The 15,384-nt window shown below is 59.9% G+C and carries 13 protein-coding genes; 5 read left to right on the top strand and 8 right to left on the bottom strand.

Going from position 1 to position 15,384, the window contains the following annotated elements:
• Window positions 1-23 precede the first annotated feature (23 nt).
• The 4 genes from ACSSVY_RS14615 (at window position 24) to ACSSVY_RS14630 (ending at window position 3,240) form a co-directional block, all read left to right on the top strand.
• Window positions 24-1,010: a DMT family transporter gene (locus ACSSVY_RS14615; RefSeq protein WP_454270349.1), complete on the top strand. Its 987-nt coding sequence runs from the start codon at window positions 24-26 to the stop codon at window positions 1,008-1,010.
• Between the two features lie 63 nt (window positions 1,011-1,073).
• Window positions 1,074-1,475, top strand: coding sequence for a hypothetical protein (locus ACSSVY_RS14620; protein ID WP_454270351.1), 402 nt, complete (start codon window positions 1,074-1,076; stop codon window positions 1,473-1,475).
• Window positions 1,463-2,446, top strand: a complete 984-nt coding sequence (locus tag ACSSVY_RS14625) for a sterol desaturase family protein (RefSeq protein WP_454270353.1) — start codon at window positions 1,463-1,465, stop codon at window positions 2,444-2,446. Before ACSSVY_RS14620 ends, ACSSVY_RS14625 begins: the two co-directional genes overlap by 13 nt.
• Window positions 2,447-2,670: 224 nt before the next feature.
• Entirely contained in the window at window positions 2,671-3,240 is a 570-nt protein-coding gene (locus ACSSVY_RS14630; RefSeq protein ID WP_454270355.1) for a TetR/AcrR family transcriptional regulator, read from the top strand.
• 5 nt (window positions 3,241-3,245) lie between these two features.
• Here the strand turns inward: ACSSVY_RS14630 and ACSSVY_RS14635 are convergent, their stop codons facing one another.
• The 3 genes from ACSSVY_RS14635 to cysS form a co-directional block, all read right to left on the bottom strand.
• Window positions 3,246-4,028: a squalene/phytoene synthase family protein gene (locus ACSSVY_RS14635; RefSeq protein WP_454270356.1), complete on the bottom strand. Its 783-nt coding sequence runs from the start codon at window positions 4,026-4,028 to the stop codon at window positions 3,246-3,248.
• Complete coding sequence (gene cimA, locus ACSSVY_RS14640; protein ID WP_454270358.1) at window positions 4,025-5,644, bottom strand: citramalate synthase; 1,620 nt, start codon at window positions 5,642-5,644, stop codon at window positions 4,025-4,027. Before cimA ends, ACSSVY_RS14635 begins: the two co-directional genes overlap by 4 nt.
• A gap of 247 nt (window positions 5,645-5,891) precedes the next feature.
• The gene (cysS, locus tag ACSSVY_RS14645; RefSeq protein WP_454270360.1) at window positions 5,892-7,418 is read right to left on the bottom strand and encodes a cysteine--tRNA ligase; all 1,527 of its coding nucleotides are present in this window, start codon (window positions 7,416-7,418) and stop codon (window positions 5,892-5,894) included.
• Between the two features lie 391 nt (window positions 7,419-7,809).
• On the opposite strand from cysS, the gene ACSSVY_RS14650 reads away from it, so the two are divergent.
• Complete coding sequence (locus ACSSVY_RS14650; protein ID WP_454270362.1) at window positions 7,810-9,348, top strand: trimethylamine methyltransferase family protein; 1,539 nt, start codon at window positions 7,810-7,812, stop codon at window positions 9,346-9,348.
• A gap of 177 nt (window positions 9,349-9,525) precedes the next feature.
• Here ACSSVY_RS14650 and ACSSVY_RS14655 read toward each other — a convergent pair whose 3' ends face one another.
• Genes ACSSVY_RS14655 through ACSSVY_RS14675 form a run of 5 tightly spaced genes read right to left on the bottom strand, consistent with a single transcriptional unit; the run spans window position 9,526 to window position 15,377 of the window.
• Window positions 9,526-11,238 carry a transducer-like protein, TlpC gene (locus ACSSVY_RS14655; protein WP_454270364.1) on the bottom strand — a complete coding sequence of 571 codons (1,713 nt, stop codon included), beginning with the start codon at window positions 11,236-11,238 and terminating at the stop codon, window positions 9,526-9,528.
• A 3-nt stretch (window positions 11,239-11,241) separates the two neighbouring features.
• Complete coding sequence (locus ACSSVY_RS14660; protein WP_454270481.1) at window positions 11,242-12,348, bottom strand: protein-glutamate methylesterase/protein-glutamine glutaminase; 1,107 nt, start codon at window positions 12,346-12,348, stop codon at window positions 11,242-11,244.
• Window positions 12,349-12,356: 8 nt separating this feature from the next.
• Entirely contained in the window at window positions 12,357-13,199 is an 843-nt protein-coding gene (locus tag ACSSVY_RS14665; RefSeq protein ID WP_454270366.1) for a CheR family methyltransferase, read from the bottom strand.
• Window positions 13,196-13,708 (bottom strand): chemotaxis protein CheW, encoded by a 513-nt coding sequence (locus tag ACSSVY_RS14670; RefSeq protein ID WP_454270367.1) that lies wholly within the window; start codon window positions 13,706-13,708, stop codon window positions 13,196-13,198. The genes ACSSVY_RS14665 and ACSSVY_RS14670 overlap by 4 nt, the downstream gene beginning before the upstream one ends.
• A 10-nt stretch (window positions 13,709-13,718) precedes the next feature.
• Window positions 13,719-15,377, bottom strand: coding sequence for a methyl-accepting chemotaxis protein (locus tag ACSSVY_RS14675; RefSeq protein WP_454270368.1), 1,659 nt, complete (start codon window positions 15,375-15,377; stop codon window positions 13,719-13,721).
• Window positions 15,378-15,384 lie beyond the last annotated feature (7 nt).

Below are 15,384 nucleotides of genomic sequence, written 5' to 3' on the forward strand. Positions count from 1 at the left end.
GACGACATCCTGTCGTTTTTGGAATGAGAGCCGCAAAATTTTATTGGACCGTGTCGGCTGCTTCGAGCTTGCAGCGCAGTGAGCGGCGCGGCAAAGCTGTCGCGATGTTCCATCCGCGCGCACAAGACCCAGCCCTTGCGGCCTTGCTTACCCTTCTGGCCGCCGCTTTGCTCGCGGGCACAACGCTTTTGGCCAAGGCGATAGGGACCGGGGCGCTCGGCACTCCGCTGCCTGCGCTGCAGATCAGCCATGGAAGATTTCTATTTGCGTTCCTCGTGATTGGCACGATGATTGGGGTGAAGCGGCCGCGCATGACCCGTCCTGACTTTGCCACCCACACCAAGCGATCAAGCCTTGGCTGGGCGGGTGTCACGTTGATGTTCGCCGCTGCGGCTTTCATTCCTCTCTCGGATGCCACCGCGATCAGCTTTCTCAACCCGGTGTTTGGCATGATGCTGGCAATCCCGCTTTTGGGCGAACGCGTGGGTCCGGTTAGATGGGCGGCGGCGGGTATTGCGCTGATCGGTGCGGCAATTCTGATGCGTCCGGGTAGCGGAATCGTCGAATTTGGCGCGATACTGGCCCTTGGGGCGGCGCTCTGCCTCGGGGCGGAACTGATCTTTATCAAACGCCTGTCGGGACGCGAGGGTCCGTGGCAGATTTTACTCGTCAACAATGCCATTGGTCTTACAATCGCCAGCATTGCCGTTGTCTGGGTCTGGCAGCCGCCCAATGCGGCGCAATGGGCGGCTCTTGCGGCGATTGGTGTCCTGATGGCAGCGGCGCAGACGTGTTTTGTCAATGCCATGGCACGGGGTGATGCGAGCTATGTGGCCCCGTTCTTTTACACTGCGCTCATCTTTGCCGGGATCTATGACGGGGTGGTGTTCGGTGTCTGGCCTGACACCTTGTCCCTGCTTGGTGCAGCTGTCATCCTCTGCGGCGCGGCCCTACTCCTGTGGCGCGAAGGACGACGGCGGGTTCCGCCTGCCTCGGTCGCAGGCGGATGACGTAACGCCACCTTTGACAATTTCATAAATTCTTTGGCTAAACTTGTGGCGAGGGAGGATACCATGCCGTTGAGCATCCTGTTGCCGATGGTTGTGCTTGGAATAGCGGGCATTGCGGTGCTCTTGCATGTGCTTGGTCTCTCGCGCAGAGCAACCCTCGCCGACGAGTCCGCCGCAATCAGGGCATGGCAGCGCGAGTTTCCCGGACATAGGCCCACCCGCGTCATCCTGTGCCAAAGCCGCTTGGCCGCATTGGTCGAAACCGATCAAGGTTACGGCGTCGTTTGGCCGATGGGCGCTGATACGACCGCTCGTTATCTGACCCAAGCGCACATCACGGCCGACGCAAAGGGCCTACGCATCAACCTACCCGATTTCACAGCCCCCCGCATTGGTCTGTCTCTGGACCCTGACGAAGCGGCTCGCTGGCTCGAAACCCTAAAGGAACCAGCATGCCGGACATGATAAGCTTTCCCGATGTGGTGAACTGGGCCGTACCCTTTTTCATCGCCGCAATTCTCGCAGAACTCCTCTGGATCACCTTCAAAGGGCGTGGAGGGCGATACGAGACACGCGACGCGTTGACCTCGCTTGTCATGGGTGCCGGCAATGTGGCCTCTGGTATTCTGTTCGGCTTCATCGCCTATGGGCTTTTCATGCTGCTCTGGCGGATCACACCGTTTGATCTGGGGACATCTCTTTGGATCGTTGCGCTCTGCTTTGTGATGGACGATCTGAGCTATTACTGGGTGCATCGCTTGGGTCACCGCGTTCGATGGGTTTGGGCGAGCCATGTCAATCACCATTCTTCGCAGCATTACAATCTGACCACCGCGTTGCGTCAAACCTGGACCGGAACGTTCACCTTTATGATGATCCTGCGTGCGCCGTTGATCCTGATGGGGTTTCACCCCGCGATGGTTCTATTCGTGGGTGGTATGAACCTGATCTATCAATTCTGGATTCACACTGAAACGATTGGACGCCTTCCGCGCTTGTTCGAAGCTGTAATGAACACCCCCTCGCACCACCGCGTGCATCACGGGCGAAACCCGCGCTATCTTGATTGCAACTATGCCGGTGTCTTCATCATCTGGGACAAGCTATTTGGCACATTCGTGCCCGAACTGGACGAAGACAAGGTTGATTACGGGCTCGTCCACAACCTCGGCACTTTCAATCCTCTTCGCGTTGCCTTTCATGAGTGGGTCGGGATTTTCCGCGATGTGTTGCAGCCGGGCCTTTCTTGGCGAGAGCGGGCAAAATACTGTCTGATGCCGCCGGGCTGGAGCCATGACAATAGCCGCGGCACATCCGAGCTGATCAAGGCACGCTATGTCTCTCAGCATCCCGAGCTCGCTGGCACACCAGGGCTGCCACACAATCCCATTGGGCAGGCTGAGCAAATTACCGCCGCCCACAAAAATGTTATTTGACCGATCATTCCAAACAAAGTCATGTGGGCGCAGGCACATTGCGCCATCACTTTAGAACAGGTGCCGCTCCGCAGGCGTCGTGGGTCGGTCCACGAGCACCCGGCATCTTGGGCAAGGGCCCATTACTCACCCTTGTCCAAGGTGTCGGGGAAGTTCTAGCGTTGCGACTATTGAGTGGCCGGTTTAATTCCTAAATCGTGCCGATGTAGGTAGACGGATCAACCATGCCTTGGGAAAAGTCCTATGATGAAGCTGAAGTGCTCGAGGCCGCCATGCGCGCCTTTTGGGCACAGGGCTATCAGGGTACTTCAATGGCTGATTTGGTATTGGCCACGGGTCTCAACCGTGGCAGTCTTTACGCCGGGTTTGGCAATAAGCGTGACCTTTTCCTACGGGCCCTGAAACATTACGATCAGAGCTACAGGGTCGGGTTTCTCATGAAACTCCGACAGGACCGTGCACCGCGTGAGGCAATTCTGGCAACGTTCGACGCTATTGCCAAAGGCAATGACACGATGCCTGGAGGCTGCCTGATGGTGAATTCAGCCATGGAGCTCGCCCCCCATGATGATGAAATCGCCGTCTTGATCGAGGACAGCATGGCTCAGGTCGAAGCCTTCTTTGTTGACTGTCTGGCTCAGGACAATCTCGAAAGTCGGACGGAGGCTCAAATCACGGAAACCGCTAAAGTCCTGCAAGGGCTCATGGTGGGGCTTTTGGTCATGACCCGTGCCAATCGCGAAAGCCCCTCGATTGGCGCAATCCTCGCACAGGTGCGTACCCTCTTGGCCTGATCCGCCTACCAGCGCCCTGTCATACTGCGCGCCAGCAAGCTGAGCTGCGCTCTGGCGGGTGCCACACCAAGTCGCCCCTCGCCCACCGCCCGCGGATCGCGTAGCGCTTGCCGCAGCACCGGTCCCACCAGCCAGAGCGGCAAGAGCGCCGCCCCCGCCGCGCGTGAAACCTGCGCGCGCGCCGCCCGCGCGCGCTTGAGCCGCACCAACCCGTCCTTGGCCAGCGCTCGCACCGCGTCGGGGCGACCATCGACCAAGGGTTTGCGCCCCGCCGCCTCTAGCGCCGGAATGGCGCGAAACCAGTTGGCAAGGCCCAGCGCATAGCCCGCATCGCGCAGCACTTCGGGTGCCGCCGGGCCAAGCGCTTGCGCCGCCGCGCGGAGGAGGTTGCCAGACGTGGCCTCGATATAGCGGGTGAAATCCGCCTCATCCTCGAACGGCTCGCGCGTGATGTCCCAGCGTCGCGCCTCGACCAGATCCGCCAGCAGCGCAGCAGCGGATGCATCGAGCACATGCGCGAGAGGTGTGACCACCTCATGCCGCCGCACAAGGCCACCGGCCGCGATTTCCTCCAGCGCGTCGGCCCACCATTGCAGGCGCATTTCCGCGATCATCGGCTCTTGCGTGACCCAAGGCGCGCGTGCCACCTCGATATTGAAGGCATAGACCGGAAAGAGCACGGCGCGCGCCGCCACGGGGGCCGCCATCGCCGCCAGAAACCGCTCTGGATCGGCCCGGCGCACCAGATCGGCACAGGCGGTCAGATCGGCATCGAACCCTTGGCTCACGCCGCCCCCTGCCCGTGCAGAAGCTTCCAGTTGATCGCATCGAGCAGCGCCTCGAAACTGGCGTCCACGATATTGGGGCTGACCCCCACCGTGGACCAGCGCCGCCCCTGCCCGTCTTCGCTGTCGATGATGACCCGCGTTGCAGCCTCGGTGCCGCCTTGGGTGATCCGCACCTTGAAATCCACCAGCCGCATATCGTCGATCTGGCCCTGATAGCGGCCCAGATCCTTTGCCAGCGCCTTGGCCAGCGCGTTGACCGGCCCCCGGTCGCAGCCGTGATCATCCATCGATTCACTCACCGACAGCTTTTTGTCGCCATCGACCTTGACCACGACCACCGCCTCGGAGAGGCTGACCATGCGGTCATACTTGTTCTTGCGCCGCTCCACCGTCACCTTGTAGCGCTTGACCTCGAAGAAGCTGGGCATCTGGCCCAGTTCCTTGCGCGCGAGAATCTCGAAACTCGCCTGCGCGCTGTCATAGGTATAGCCCTCTTCTTCCCGCGCCTTGATCGTCTCGAGAAGGCGCGCCAGCGCCGGATCACCCGGCTCCACCACAATCCCCGCCTCGGTCAGACGCTGGCGCAGGTTCGATTGCCCTGCCTGATTGGACATGGGAATGATGCGCGCATTGCCCACCGCGGCGGGATCGACATGCTCGTAGGTGCTTGGGTCCTTGAGGATGGCACTGGCATGCAGCCCCGCCTTGTGGGCAAAGGCGGAGGCGCCCACATAGGCCGCCTGCCGCAACGGCACGCGGTTGAGGATTTCATCCAACTGGCGGCTGATGGCGGTGAGCGCGCGCAGGCCGTCGCGCGTCACGCCCGTTTCAAAGCGGCTGGCATAGGGCTCTTTGAGCAGCAGCGTCGGGAGGAGCGTGGTCAGATTGGCATTGCCACAGCGCTCGCCCAACCCGTTGAGCGTGCCCTGAATCTGGCGCACGCCCGCATCCACCGCCGCAAGGCTGCCCGCAACCGCATTGCCGGTGTCGTCATGGGTGTGAATACCAAGCCGGTCGCCGGGAATACCCGCCGCGATCACCTCAGCCACGATGCGCCCGATGGCAGGTGGCAACGTGCCGCCATTGGTATCGCAGAGCACGATCCAGCGCGCGCCTGCGTCAAGTGCTGCGCGCAGGCAGTCGAGCGCATAGGCAGGATTGGCGGTGTAGCCGTCAAAGAAATGCTCGGCATCGAAGATCGCCTCGCGCCCCTCGGCCACGACATGCGCGATGGAGCGGGCGATGTTGTCGGTGTTTTCCGCGAGGCTGAGCCCGAGCGCGGTTGTGACGTGGAAATCATGGGTCTTGCCCACGAGGCAGACCGCCTTGGTCCCCGCATTCAGCACGGCCGCCAAGACCTCGTCATTCTCGGCGGAGCGGCCTGCGCGTTTGGTCATGCCAAAGGCGGTCATCGTCGCGCGCGTTTTCGGGGCGTCGTCGAAAAAGGCGCTGTCGGTGGGGTTCGCCCCCGGCCAGCCGCCCTCGACGTAATCCACGCCCAGCCGGTCAAGCGCATGGGCGATCTGGACTTTCTCCTGCGTGGAAAAGCTCACCCCTTGCGTCTGCTGCCCGTCACGCAGGGTCGTGTCGTAGAGATAGAGGCGGTCCTTGGTCATTCTAATCCCCCGCGCGGAATCAAGGTGCCGCAGGCACCGCCGCGCGAGCGCCCGACCGCCCGTCGCACCAGAGGTGCGCCATTGATAGTCGGCACGCCTCCGGCGTGACGGGCGGGCGCTTTTGCAAGGTCGCAATCCTCACAATCGTTCAAGTATTTCGCACCATAAACTGCTTCCCACAGCCGTCGCAGCGCCCCCCCGGCGGTCGGGCACCGCGCGGCTTGCAGGTGGTGTGCGGACAGGCGCCTCACTTCAACGCCTCCAGCTTGGCGGGGTCGAAATCTGGGCCGGGAATGAGATCTACACCGTCTTTTGTCATGCGAACTTCGACGCCTGCATCGGTGAGGGCGGATTTCAGACGGTCAAGTTCTGCGAAGTCCTTCGATACCATGGCCGCCATGCGTTCTGTCGCAATGCGTTCCTTCAACTGGCTCAATACTGGTGCTGATTTCTTCTCGTTATCTTTGGCCCACACTCCAATGTTATCCATAAGCAAGCCCAACAACTCAGCAGAGGACTTTAGTTTCAGCGCGAGCACGGAACTTTCTTCTGAGGGTTTAGGATAATTCTCATCGCCGGCGACTCTTTGCCTTTCAGCCTTCAACGAAGCCTCTAAACGTTTAGCAAGGTTAGCTAAATTATCGAGTGCGGGTTTCGTATTCAAATCATCCGACAAATTCAGAATAACACCTTCATCAACCATATTTGGAGAAACATTAATTGGACCCACCTCGTCGAGAAGCGCACGCCAATGTGCCAATTTCACGCGCGCCTCCCGCGCCTTCTCCGCCGTCCAATCCATCGGCTTCCGGTAATGCGTGGAAAGGAACACGAACCGGATCACCTCTCCCGGTATCCCCTGATCCAGCAAATCCCGCACGGTAAAGAAATTGCCCACGCTCTTGGACATCTTCTTGCCCTCGACCTGCAACATCTCGTTATGCAGCCAGAAATTGGCCATGAGTTCGGTGCCGTTCGCGCAACAACTTTGGGCGATCTCGTTTTCATGGTGCGGAAACTGTAGATCTAGCCCGCCTCCATGAATGTCGAACGTGTTGCCTAGCAGCGCCTTTGCCATGGCAGAGCATTCAATATGCCATCCTGGCCGTCCAAATCCCCATGGGCTCTCCCAGCCCGGCTCATCGACGGTTGAAGGCTTCCAAAGAACAAAATCCATGGGATTTTCTTTACCTTCGCCAACCTCTGATCTTAGACCTGCGACCATCTCGTCAAGCGAGCGTCCAGAGAGTTCGCCATAGTCATCATCAGCTTCAACTTTGAAAAATGAGTGTTTAGGTGCCTTTTTTGCATTAAAATATACTGCGCGCGAGTTATGGCCGAATGTGATCGGTTTTGAATACGCAAAGCCCTTCTTGATCAATGTTTCGATCATCGCCACCATCTGCGGGATATACTGCGTGGCGCGCGGCATGTGGTCGGGCTCGAGCGCGCCCAAGGCCGCCATGTCATCGAGAAACCATTGTGTCGTTTCCGCCGTGATCTCGCCAATCGAGCGTCCAGACTCAGCCGCGCGGGCGTTGATCTTGTCGTCCACATCGGTGAAGTTGCGCACATAGGTCACGTGATCTGGCCCGTAGACATGGCGCAGCAAGCGGTAGAGCACGTCGAACACCACCACGGGGCGCGCATTGCCCAAATGCGCCCGGTCATAGACCGTCGGCCCACAGACATACATGCGCACGTTATCTGGATCGAGAGGCGCGAAATCCTCTTTCCGCCGGGTTCGGGTGTTGTGCAGCTTGATCGTCGTCATCGTGTCCTCGCGCGCGGTCCCGCGGCGGGCTTAGCAACTTCGTGATCACTTGGAAACACAAGACCGGCCCGCCTGAGAAAACTCAGGTGATAATGCAGCGGATAATGCAGGGTGCGGTGCTCATGCCGCTGTCCTAGACCCCAGAGCAGCACCCGTCAAGCACGACGATCGAGGTCACATTTGCGACACGCGTCGGATTTGGAACAGACAGACGGCCCAGAATCATATGCTGTCAGCTCATCTGACGGAGAACACCATGCACCCACGCAGCAAGATCGCGCTCGTTGTCCGCACCATCGGTGCGGAGCGGGGCCGTGCCGCGCGCGGGCGCCCCTTGGCGGCCTGAGCCCAGCCAAACCAACCCGTTCTTTTCCTTCAGGATACCCAAGACATGACCGAAACAATCACGCGCCGCGCCGGTGGCCGCGCGGCCCGCCGTGAGGCCCGCTCCAACCCGCTCGCCGCCAATCTGCGCCCCGTCCATCCGGGTCAAGAGGGCGGCACCTATCGTCCCCTGAGCCAAGTGCAGATGGACCGCATCCATCACGCCGTTCTGGATGCACTCGAACAGATCGGCCTCGCCGATGCGCCGCCTTCTGGGGTGGCCTATTTGACGGGTGCGGGGGCTATTCTCGGGTCGGATGGACGCATTCGGTTCCCGAGGGCGCTGATTGAGGACACGATTGCACGCGCAAACCGGTCGATGACTCTGTTTGGTCGCGATCCCAAACATGACATGCTCTTGCAAGGCAATCGAGTGCATTATGGCACGGCGGGCGCGGCGGTGCATCTGGTGGATGTGCATAATCGCACATACCGCGAGTGTACAGTGCAGGATCTGCATGACGCGGTGCGCATCGCAGATCAGCTCGACAACATCCATTTCGTACAGCGTCCAATGGTGTGTCGCGATATTGTCGACAACCGCGAGATGGATCTGAACACGCTCTATGCTTGCTGTGCGGGGACCACGAAACACGTAGGCGTGTCCTTTACCGAGCCGGGCTTTGTCGCCGATGCAATGCAGATGCTGCACCTGATTGCGGGCGGTGAAGACAAATGGCGGGAGCGGCCTTTTGTAAGCAACTCCAATTGCTTCGTCGTTCCACCGATGAAGTTCGCCACCGAGTCTTGCCTTGTGATGGAAGAATGTATTCGCGGCGGAATGCCCGTTCTGCTGCTCTCGGCGGGCCAGGCCGGGGCCACCGCACCCGCCCCAATCGCCGGGGCCATCGTGCAGGCGACGGCGGAATGTCTGGCCGGACTGGTCTATGTCAACGCGATCAAACCGGGCTTTCCGGCGATCTTTGGCACCTGGCCCTTTGTCAGTGATCTGCGCACCGGAGCGATGTCGGGCGGATCGGGTGAGCAGGCGCTTTTGACTGCCGGATGCGCGCAGATGCACAAGTATTATGGGTTGCCGGGGGGGGCGGCGGCGGGGATTGCGGATGCGAAACTGCCGGATATGCAGGCAGGGTGGGAGCAGGCGACGTCGAATGTCATGGCCGGGCTTTCGGGGCTCAACATGGTCTATGAGGCGGCGGGAATGCATGCCTCTCTGTTGGGATTTTGCCTTGAATCTCTGATACTTGGCGACGATCTCATTGGTCAGGCTCTCAGGTGTACGCGGGGGATTGAGGTGGATGAGGACACGCTGAGCCTTGAGGTGATCCGCGCCACCTGTATTGGCGGTCCCGGTCATTTTCTTGGGGCAGAACAAACACTTAGCAGGATGCAGACGGATTATCTCTATCCCTGCCTCGCTAACCGATCCTCGCCCAAGGAATGGGACGAGTTGGGGAAACCTGATTTGATCGCAAAAGCCACTGAAAAGAAAGAGAAAATTCTGTCAGAGCGCGCGTTGGCGCGGTTTGATCCAGTGACCGACGCGAAGATCAGGGAGCGGTTCAAAATTCACCTTCCTGCGTGAGCTTTGCACCATAACCACCTGATTAAAAATACTTTAACCCGATCAAAAATCTTCCTCGGCCGGCCCGCGCCTGCATGGCGCGGGTGGATCGAGGCGTTTGGAGCTGATAGTACGAATATGCGGTCTCACCGTACGGTCATGCGAGGCTCAGACTTGTGCGAAAATGCAGTGCCGCGCTCAGAAGAAAATATCCGCCAAAGCGTCGCGTGAGTCTTGCGGTGCGGTGGCGGGTGGCGCAGGAAAATCCGATCTGCCCGAGAAAATACGGTCGTGGCCCCGGCGCTCGGACCCCATCGTATAGATCGCATAGAGTTGGTCCAACCGACCCTGCTCTGAGGCAAGAACATCATATTCGGTCCGGCCGCAGTTGACAGGTGAAATCAGGCCCCGAAGATCCGAGATGACGGAGGCAAGATCGGAGTCGGCCCTCTCGAAAGAAGACAGAGCCTTGTGGCTGGCGTGCAGAGCGGTTTTGAGGGCATAGCCCTCTATGGCACAGGCCGCCTTGACCCCGCCGACCGCCTGATCAGTGCCCTGCAGTCGTTCTGTGAGATCACACGCTATGGCGATTGTGCGCGACATCTTGTCGGCGGCGCGCAGGACATCGGGCATAGGTGTCGCGGCAAGGGCCGTGGTCGTCGCGTCAATCTGATCAAAGATCTCGTTGGAGGTTCTCGTCAACGACAGAACCTGACGCGAGAGTTCCTGCAAGGCACAGGCCTCGGAGCCGATGTTGCAGCAGACGATAAATGTATTGAGCCCGAGCAATCGGATTTGATGATCCAGCAGCCCCATATCAGCGGCGAGCCCCTGAATCGCCTCGATATGCTCTTGGGTCATCCGATTGATCCGCAGGAGCGTGTCCAGATTGACCTGTGACGACATCAGAGCCGCAGACAGGCTATCGGCGCATGCAATCATCGCCGAGACGCGCTTTCTCTGGGTGTCGTTCGGATCAAGATAGACCTGTTCCGCAGCGGAGAGAACCTGTTCGGCCCGGAGTTGTATGGCCGTCAGCCGTTGGAGCACCGACTGGACATCGCCCGTGATGTCATCGCGGCTTTCTTCAGCCTGACAGACGGCGAGATATGTGAGAGCGTCGGAGGCGTCCTGACGCTCTTGCGCCAGCGCGGCGTCGAGAGCGGCGCGCGCGATGACATTGATATGCTCCAGACGTTGCCGGACGGAGTCCCCTGTCTGGAGCTCGCCGACGATGGCGGAAACCTCGGCGAATATGTCCCGCATTCCGGTTTCGATCACGGCGTTTCCGGCGGCCAAGTCATGACGGTCGCGTTGAATCTTGCTGACTTGCTCTTCCAGACCGCGAAGAGCGGGACCGACCGTTTCCGTCATGTCTCGCGACAGGTTGAGAGACACAAGATCAAGATCCGCCATATCGTGCTCAATGGTTTCAAGGCGGTTCTGAAGCGATTTGAGCTGTTCGTCGGCGGTTGACGCGATGCGGGCCAATTCGATGGAGAACTCGTCGATCTTTGGCTCTCGCGTGCTCAGCGAATTGCCCAGGATGCGCGAAATGGGCGCAGAGGCGGACATGGTGCGGATTACCACGGACAGATGGCTGACATTGCTCTGGATTTTGCGGATGCCCGCCCGAAGTGTCTTGGCCATGCTGACAAAAGTTTGCACGTCCTTGCTGATGTCCGCGCTGTGTTCGACGGATTGGACGCAGAGCGTCATCAGCGTCTGCGTTTCCTCTTCGCCCAGCATGACGCTCAGACGTGCGAGCGCCTTGCGCAGGCCCATCAGATCCTCGACACCCATCCCAAGCCCCTGCCCAGTCTGGAGAAAAATGGTTTCGATCGTGGACGTGGCGTTCTCGAGTGGGGTCATAAAGGACCGGGGCAAGAGGCTGAGCGCGGCAAGATACATGGTTTACCTCGCGCGCAGAGCATGCGTGGCGGCAAAGGACGTGATGGCACCGGACACGTCGGAAAGGGTCACGACGCGGGCTGCGGCCTCCATGCGAATGGCCTCGCGCGGCATGCCGAAGACGACGCAGCTCTCTTCGCTCTGTGCAAGGGTCATAGCCCCGGCATCGCGCATTTCGCGCAGGCAGCGTGCCCCGTCATCCCCCATCCCCGTCAGGATGATCCCGAGGGCGTTGGCCCCGGCGGTCTGAGCGGCGGAGCGAAACAGGATATCGACGGACGGGCGATGACGACAGATGTAGGGACCGTCTACGATCTTGACGCTATAGCCGCGTCCCTGCCGGGCCAGCATCATGTGGAAATTGCCCGGAGCGATGAGCACCTCGCCGGGGTTACAAAGATCGCCATCGGCGGCCTCTTTGACGGTCACACGGCACAGGCTGTTGAGGCGGCGGGCAAAGGCGGTTGTGAAGCCTGCGGGCATGTGTTGCACGATGACGACCGGAGGACATGTCACCGGAAGGTCGACAAGGATGGACCGGATCGCCTCTGTGCCGCCGGTCGACGCGCCGATGCAGACGATGGGCGGCGTATAGGCGATGGGTTTGGGCCGCGCCGGTGGGATCAGGGCGTCCGCTAAGAGCTTGGTGCCAGTTTCGCGTGGTGCCGTGGTCTTTCGGGCCTTCTTGTGACCGCTTTCGGCGGCGGCATGGATCGCGTCACAGATGGCGATGGCGGATTCCTGAAAATCGGCATCGGTCTTGGGCGCGGGTTTCGAGACAACCTCGACCGCGCCGCTGGCAAGGGCGGTCAACGCTAGATCCGATCCCGCCTCGGCGTGGCTGGAGCAGATCACCACGGGAATAGGCCGTTGGGCCATGATCTTGCGCAGGAAATCCAGCCCGGACATGCGCGGCAGTTCCATATCCAGCAGCATGACATCGGGCAGACCCGATTGCATTTTCGAGACCGCGATGAAGGCATCCGCCGCCGTCGCGAAGAGTGTCAATGTGGGATCGGTTTCCACGATGCGCATCAGCATGGCGCGCGCCGAGGCGGAATCGTCCACGATCAAGACGGAAATCTGAGGTTTGCAGGCAACATCCAGCATCACGCGGTCTACTCTTTTTGATAAACAGCCGTCGTGAGCTGTTTGAGATTGGGCTGTTTCACGGTCATGGATTCCGAATGGCCGACCACCAAATATCCCTTGGGCGCGAGGTGGCGTACGAGGCGCGCGATCACCCTTGCCTGATCCTCGGGCTCGAAATAGATGAGGACGTTGCGCAGGAATATGATGTCGACGTCCTGATCCACGGGGTAGCTATCATCCATCAGGTTGAGATGTGTGAAATTTGTCTTGCTCCTGAGAGCTGGCACGATCCGTGCCATTCCGCGCATGTCCTCTGTCTGACCCGGCATGGTGTAGCGCGTGCGCAGGGCTTCGGGGACCGGTGCCAGGGCCTGCGTGGTGTAGATCGCACGGCGGGCGGCCGCGACCATCCGGTTGGAGATATCGGTGCCGAGAATGGCGTATTGAAAGGCCGTGCCATTGCGCGCCGCTTCTTCGAGCAGCATCGCCGCCGTATAGGCCTCGGAGCCATCCGAACAGGCGGCGCTCCAGAACTTGAGATCGACGGTCTTGTTGAGGCGTTGCTTGCGGGCGATGATATCGGGGAGCATGTCCGTGACAAGACAGCGGAAATGGGCCGGTTCCCGGAAGAAATCGGTCTTGTTGGTGGTGATCAGGTCGATGACATCGCTGCGTTCCGCGCCAAATCCACCGTCCTCGAAGAGATGGCGGAAATACTCCTCAAGCGAGGTGAACCCGAGCGTCTGCACGCGGCGGCGCAGACGGCTCTCGATCATCACCTTTTTGCCGGAGGGGAGTTTGATCCCGGTTTCGCGGGAAATCACCTCTGCGAAGTGGTCGTGGTACGATCTGGCGCGGGACAGGCTCATGTCAGGGCAAGCTCTTGTGGGGTCTCGATGGGGCGCTGGGTGGCAAATTCGGGGGATTTACGCCGGACGCCTTCGGCAAAGAGTTTTTCGAGATTGAGAACGCAGACGAAATCGCCGTTGCGGCGGCCGATACCGGTCAGCACACTTTCATCCCAGGTGGTGATGCCGGCGTCGGCGGGGGATTTTATCCCCCCCTCGTCCAGGTCCGTCACCTCGATCACCCGTTCGGTTTTCAGACCGACGGTCGCGGTGTGCTGGCCGTTGAGCAGGCTCAGGATGAGAATGCGCGTCTCGGAGGTGTCTTTGGTCGGGCCTCGGGACAAAAGCTCTGAGAGGTCGGTGACGGCGATGCTCTCGCCTCTGACATCAATCAGACCCAGAAGTTCCGCCGGGCTGTTGGGCAGCGCGGCGATGGGTTGGGTGTCGAGGATCTGCTGGACCCGGTTCACGGGTACAGCAAAGAGTGAGCCACTCGATTGGAATGTGACGACTTGGGAGTTCTCGTTCATCGGTCAGCCCTCACGCTGCGTCGCGGGATGAAAAGCCATGGTCGAGATCGTCCTTTTCGGCACCAAGGTTGAAGGTGAAGCCAGCGGAGGTCCGTCCGGCCTTGCCCGAGGAGGATTTGACCGAGCGAACAGTTGCGCGGGCTGGGGTGGACCGTTCCTGTGTCTGAGCACCGGCTTTGTCGGACAGGACAAAGTAGGACACGGCATCCTGCAACTGCTCGGATTGGCTCGAGAGTTCTTCGGCGGTGGCCGAGAGTTCCTCGGCTGCCGAGGTGTTTTCTTGTGTCACCTTGTCGAGTTGCTGGATGGCCAGATTGACCTGAGAGGCACCGGCAGAAAGCTCTTGAGAGGCCGCAGAGATTTCACTCACGAGGGACGATGTGCGCTCGATATCCGGCACCAGCCCTTGCAGCATGGCGCCTGCATTTTCTGCCGAACGGACGGTGGTGGCAGAGAGGGCCGAGATTTCTGTCGCGGCGGTCTGACTGCGTTCGGCCAGCTTGCGGACCTCTGCGGCAACCACCGCAAAGCCACGGCCATGCTCGCCGGCACGTGCGGCCTCTACCGCCGCGTTGAGGGCCAAGAGGTCGGTCTGGCGCGCAATTTCCTGCACGACCATGATCCGGCTGGCGATGTCCTGCATGGCGGTCACGGCTTCGGCCACGGCCTTGCCGCTTTCGCGGGCGTCTTGCGCTGATTTGACAGCCATACGCTCGGTTTCGGCGGCGTTCTCGGCGCTCTGCTTGATGTTGGCGGACATCTGTTCGACCGAGGAAGACGCCTCTTCGGTGGACGAGGCCTGTTCCGTCGCCCCTTGCGACAATTCTTCCGAGGTCGAGGCCATTTGCTGGCTGCCGGAGGCTACGTTGCGGATGGCCGAGGTGACATCCCCCACAACTTCGCGAAGTTTGACCACCATGCCGTTGACCGATTTCAAAAGGTCGCTGATCTCGTCATTGCCGCGAATGGCGGCAGTTTCGGTCAGGTCGCCGGAGGCAACCCTGCCGGTGATGGCAATGGCGCTGTTGAGACCCTTGGAGATCGAGAATGTGACCCATGCAGCGGCAGAGACACCAACAACGGCGGCGGCGGACATGAGCACGACCAGCATGTTCCGCGACGAAGTGAACTGCGTATTGGCATTCGCAACAACTTGGGACATCGCTTCCTCATTGATCGAAACGATTTGTTGCAATTTATCCCGCATCGCGCGCGCAGTTTGAACACCTTCAGTTTGAAGATAACGAAAGGCTTCGAGTTGCTGGTTCATATCCTTCATGGACATGGCCTTGGCGTTGATGGTCAGGAGGTCCTGTTCGATACGTGCATATTCGGCCAGAAGCACCTTGCCTTCGTCGCTGGCAATTTCAACGAGATGATCAAACGTTGCCCCTTTCTCTTTCATGCCTTCTTCGAGCTCTTTCTGGATCTCGCGTTTGGTGACAGCGTTCTCGGCAAGAAGATAACTCCGGGTGTCGCGTTGAAAGCGGATCTGAGCAGAAATTAAGGTCTGAGAAACGTGAACACGTTCGGCGGTTTCGTTCACGATCATATTCATGTCGCGATTCAAGCCTTGCATATCGCGCAAGGCAAGGGTCATGGCGAAGCCCGCCATGCCCAGAACCAACAGGAACGTTGCGGCCAGTTTCGCTTTGATGGTCAGTCTCATGATTTAT

This window comes from Roseovarius sp. MBR-51 (assembly GCF_053628575.1).

Excerpts from the sequence above, each read along its gene's own strand:
- ACSSVY_RS14615 (WP_454270349.1), top strand. The coding sequence starts at position 24 with ATGAGAGCCGCAAAATTTTATTGGACCGTGTCGGCTGCTTCGAGCTTG.
- ACSSVY_RS14620 (WP_454270351.1), top strand. The coding sequence starts at position 1,074 with ATGCCGTTGAGCATCCTGTTGCCGATGGTTGTGCTTGGAATAGCGGGC.
- ACSSVY_RS14625 (WP_454270353.1), top strand. The coding sequence starts at position 1,463 with ATGCCGGACATGATAAGCTTTCCCGATGTGGTGAACTGGGCCGTACCC.
- ACSSVY_RS14630 (WP_454270355.1), top strand. The coding sequence starts at position 2,671 with ATGCCTTGGGAAAAGTCCTATGATGAAGCTGAAGTGCTCGAGGCCGCC.
- cimA (WP_454270358.1), bottom strand. The coding sequence starts at position 5,644 with ATGACCAAGGACCGCCTCTATCTCTACGACACGACCCTGCGTGACGGG.
- cysS (WP_454270360.1), bottom strand. The coding sequence starts at position 7,418 with ATGACGACGATCAAGCTGCACAACACCCGAACCCGGCGGAAAGAGGAT.
- ACSSVY_RS14650 (WP_454270362.1), top strand. The coding sequence starts at position 7,810 with ATGACCGAAACAATCACGCGCCGCGCCGGTGGCCGCGCGGCCCGCCGT.
- ACSSVY_RS14655 (WP_454270364.1), bottom strand. The coding sequence starts at position 11,238 with ATGTATCTTGCCGCGCTCAGCCTCTTGCCCCGGTCCTTTATGACCCCA.
- ACSSVY_RS14660 (WP_454270481.1), bottom strand. The coding sequence starts at position 12,348 with ATGCTGGATGTTGCCTGCAAACCTCAGATTTCCGTCTTGATCGTGGAC.
- ACSSVY_RS14665 (WP_454270366.1), bottom strand. The coding sequence starts at position 13,199 with ATGAGCCTGTCCCGCGCCAGATCGTACCACGACCACTTCGCAGAGGTG.
- ACSSVY_RS14670 (WP_454270367.1), bottom strand. The coding sequence starts at position 13,708 with ATGAACGAGAACTCCCAAGTCGTCACATTCCAATCGAGTGGCTCACTC.
- ACSSVY_RS14675 (WP_454270368.1), bottom strand. The coding sequence starts at position 15,377 with ATGAGACTGACCATCAAAGCGAAACTGGCCGCAACGTTCCTGTTGGTT.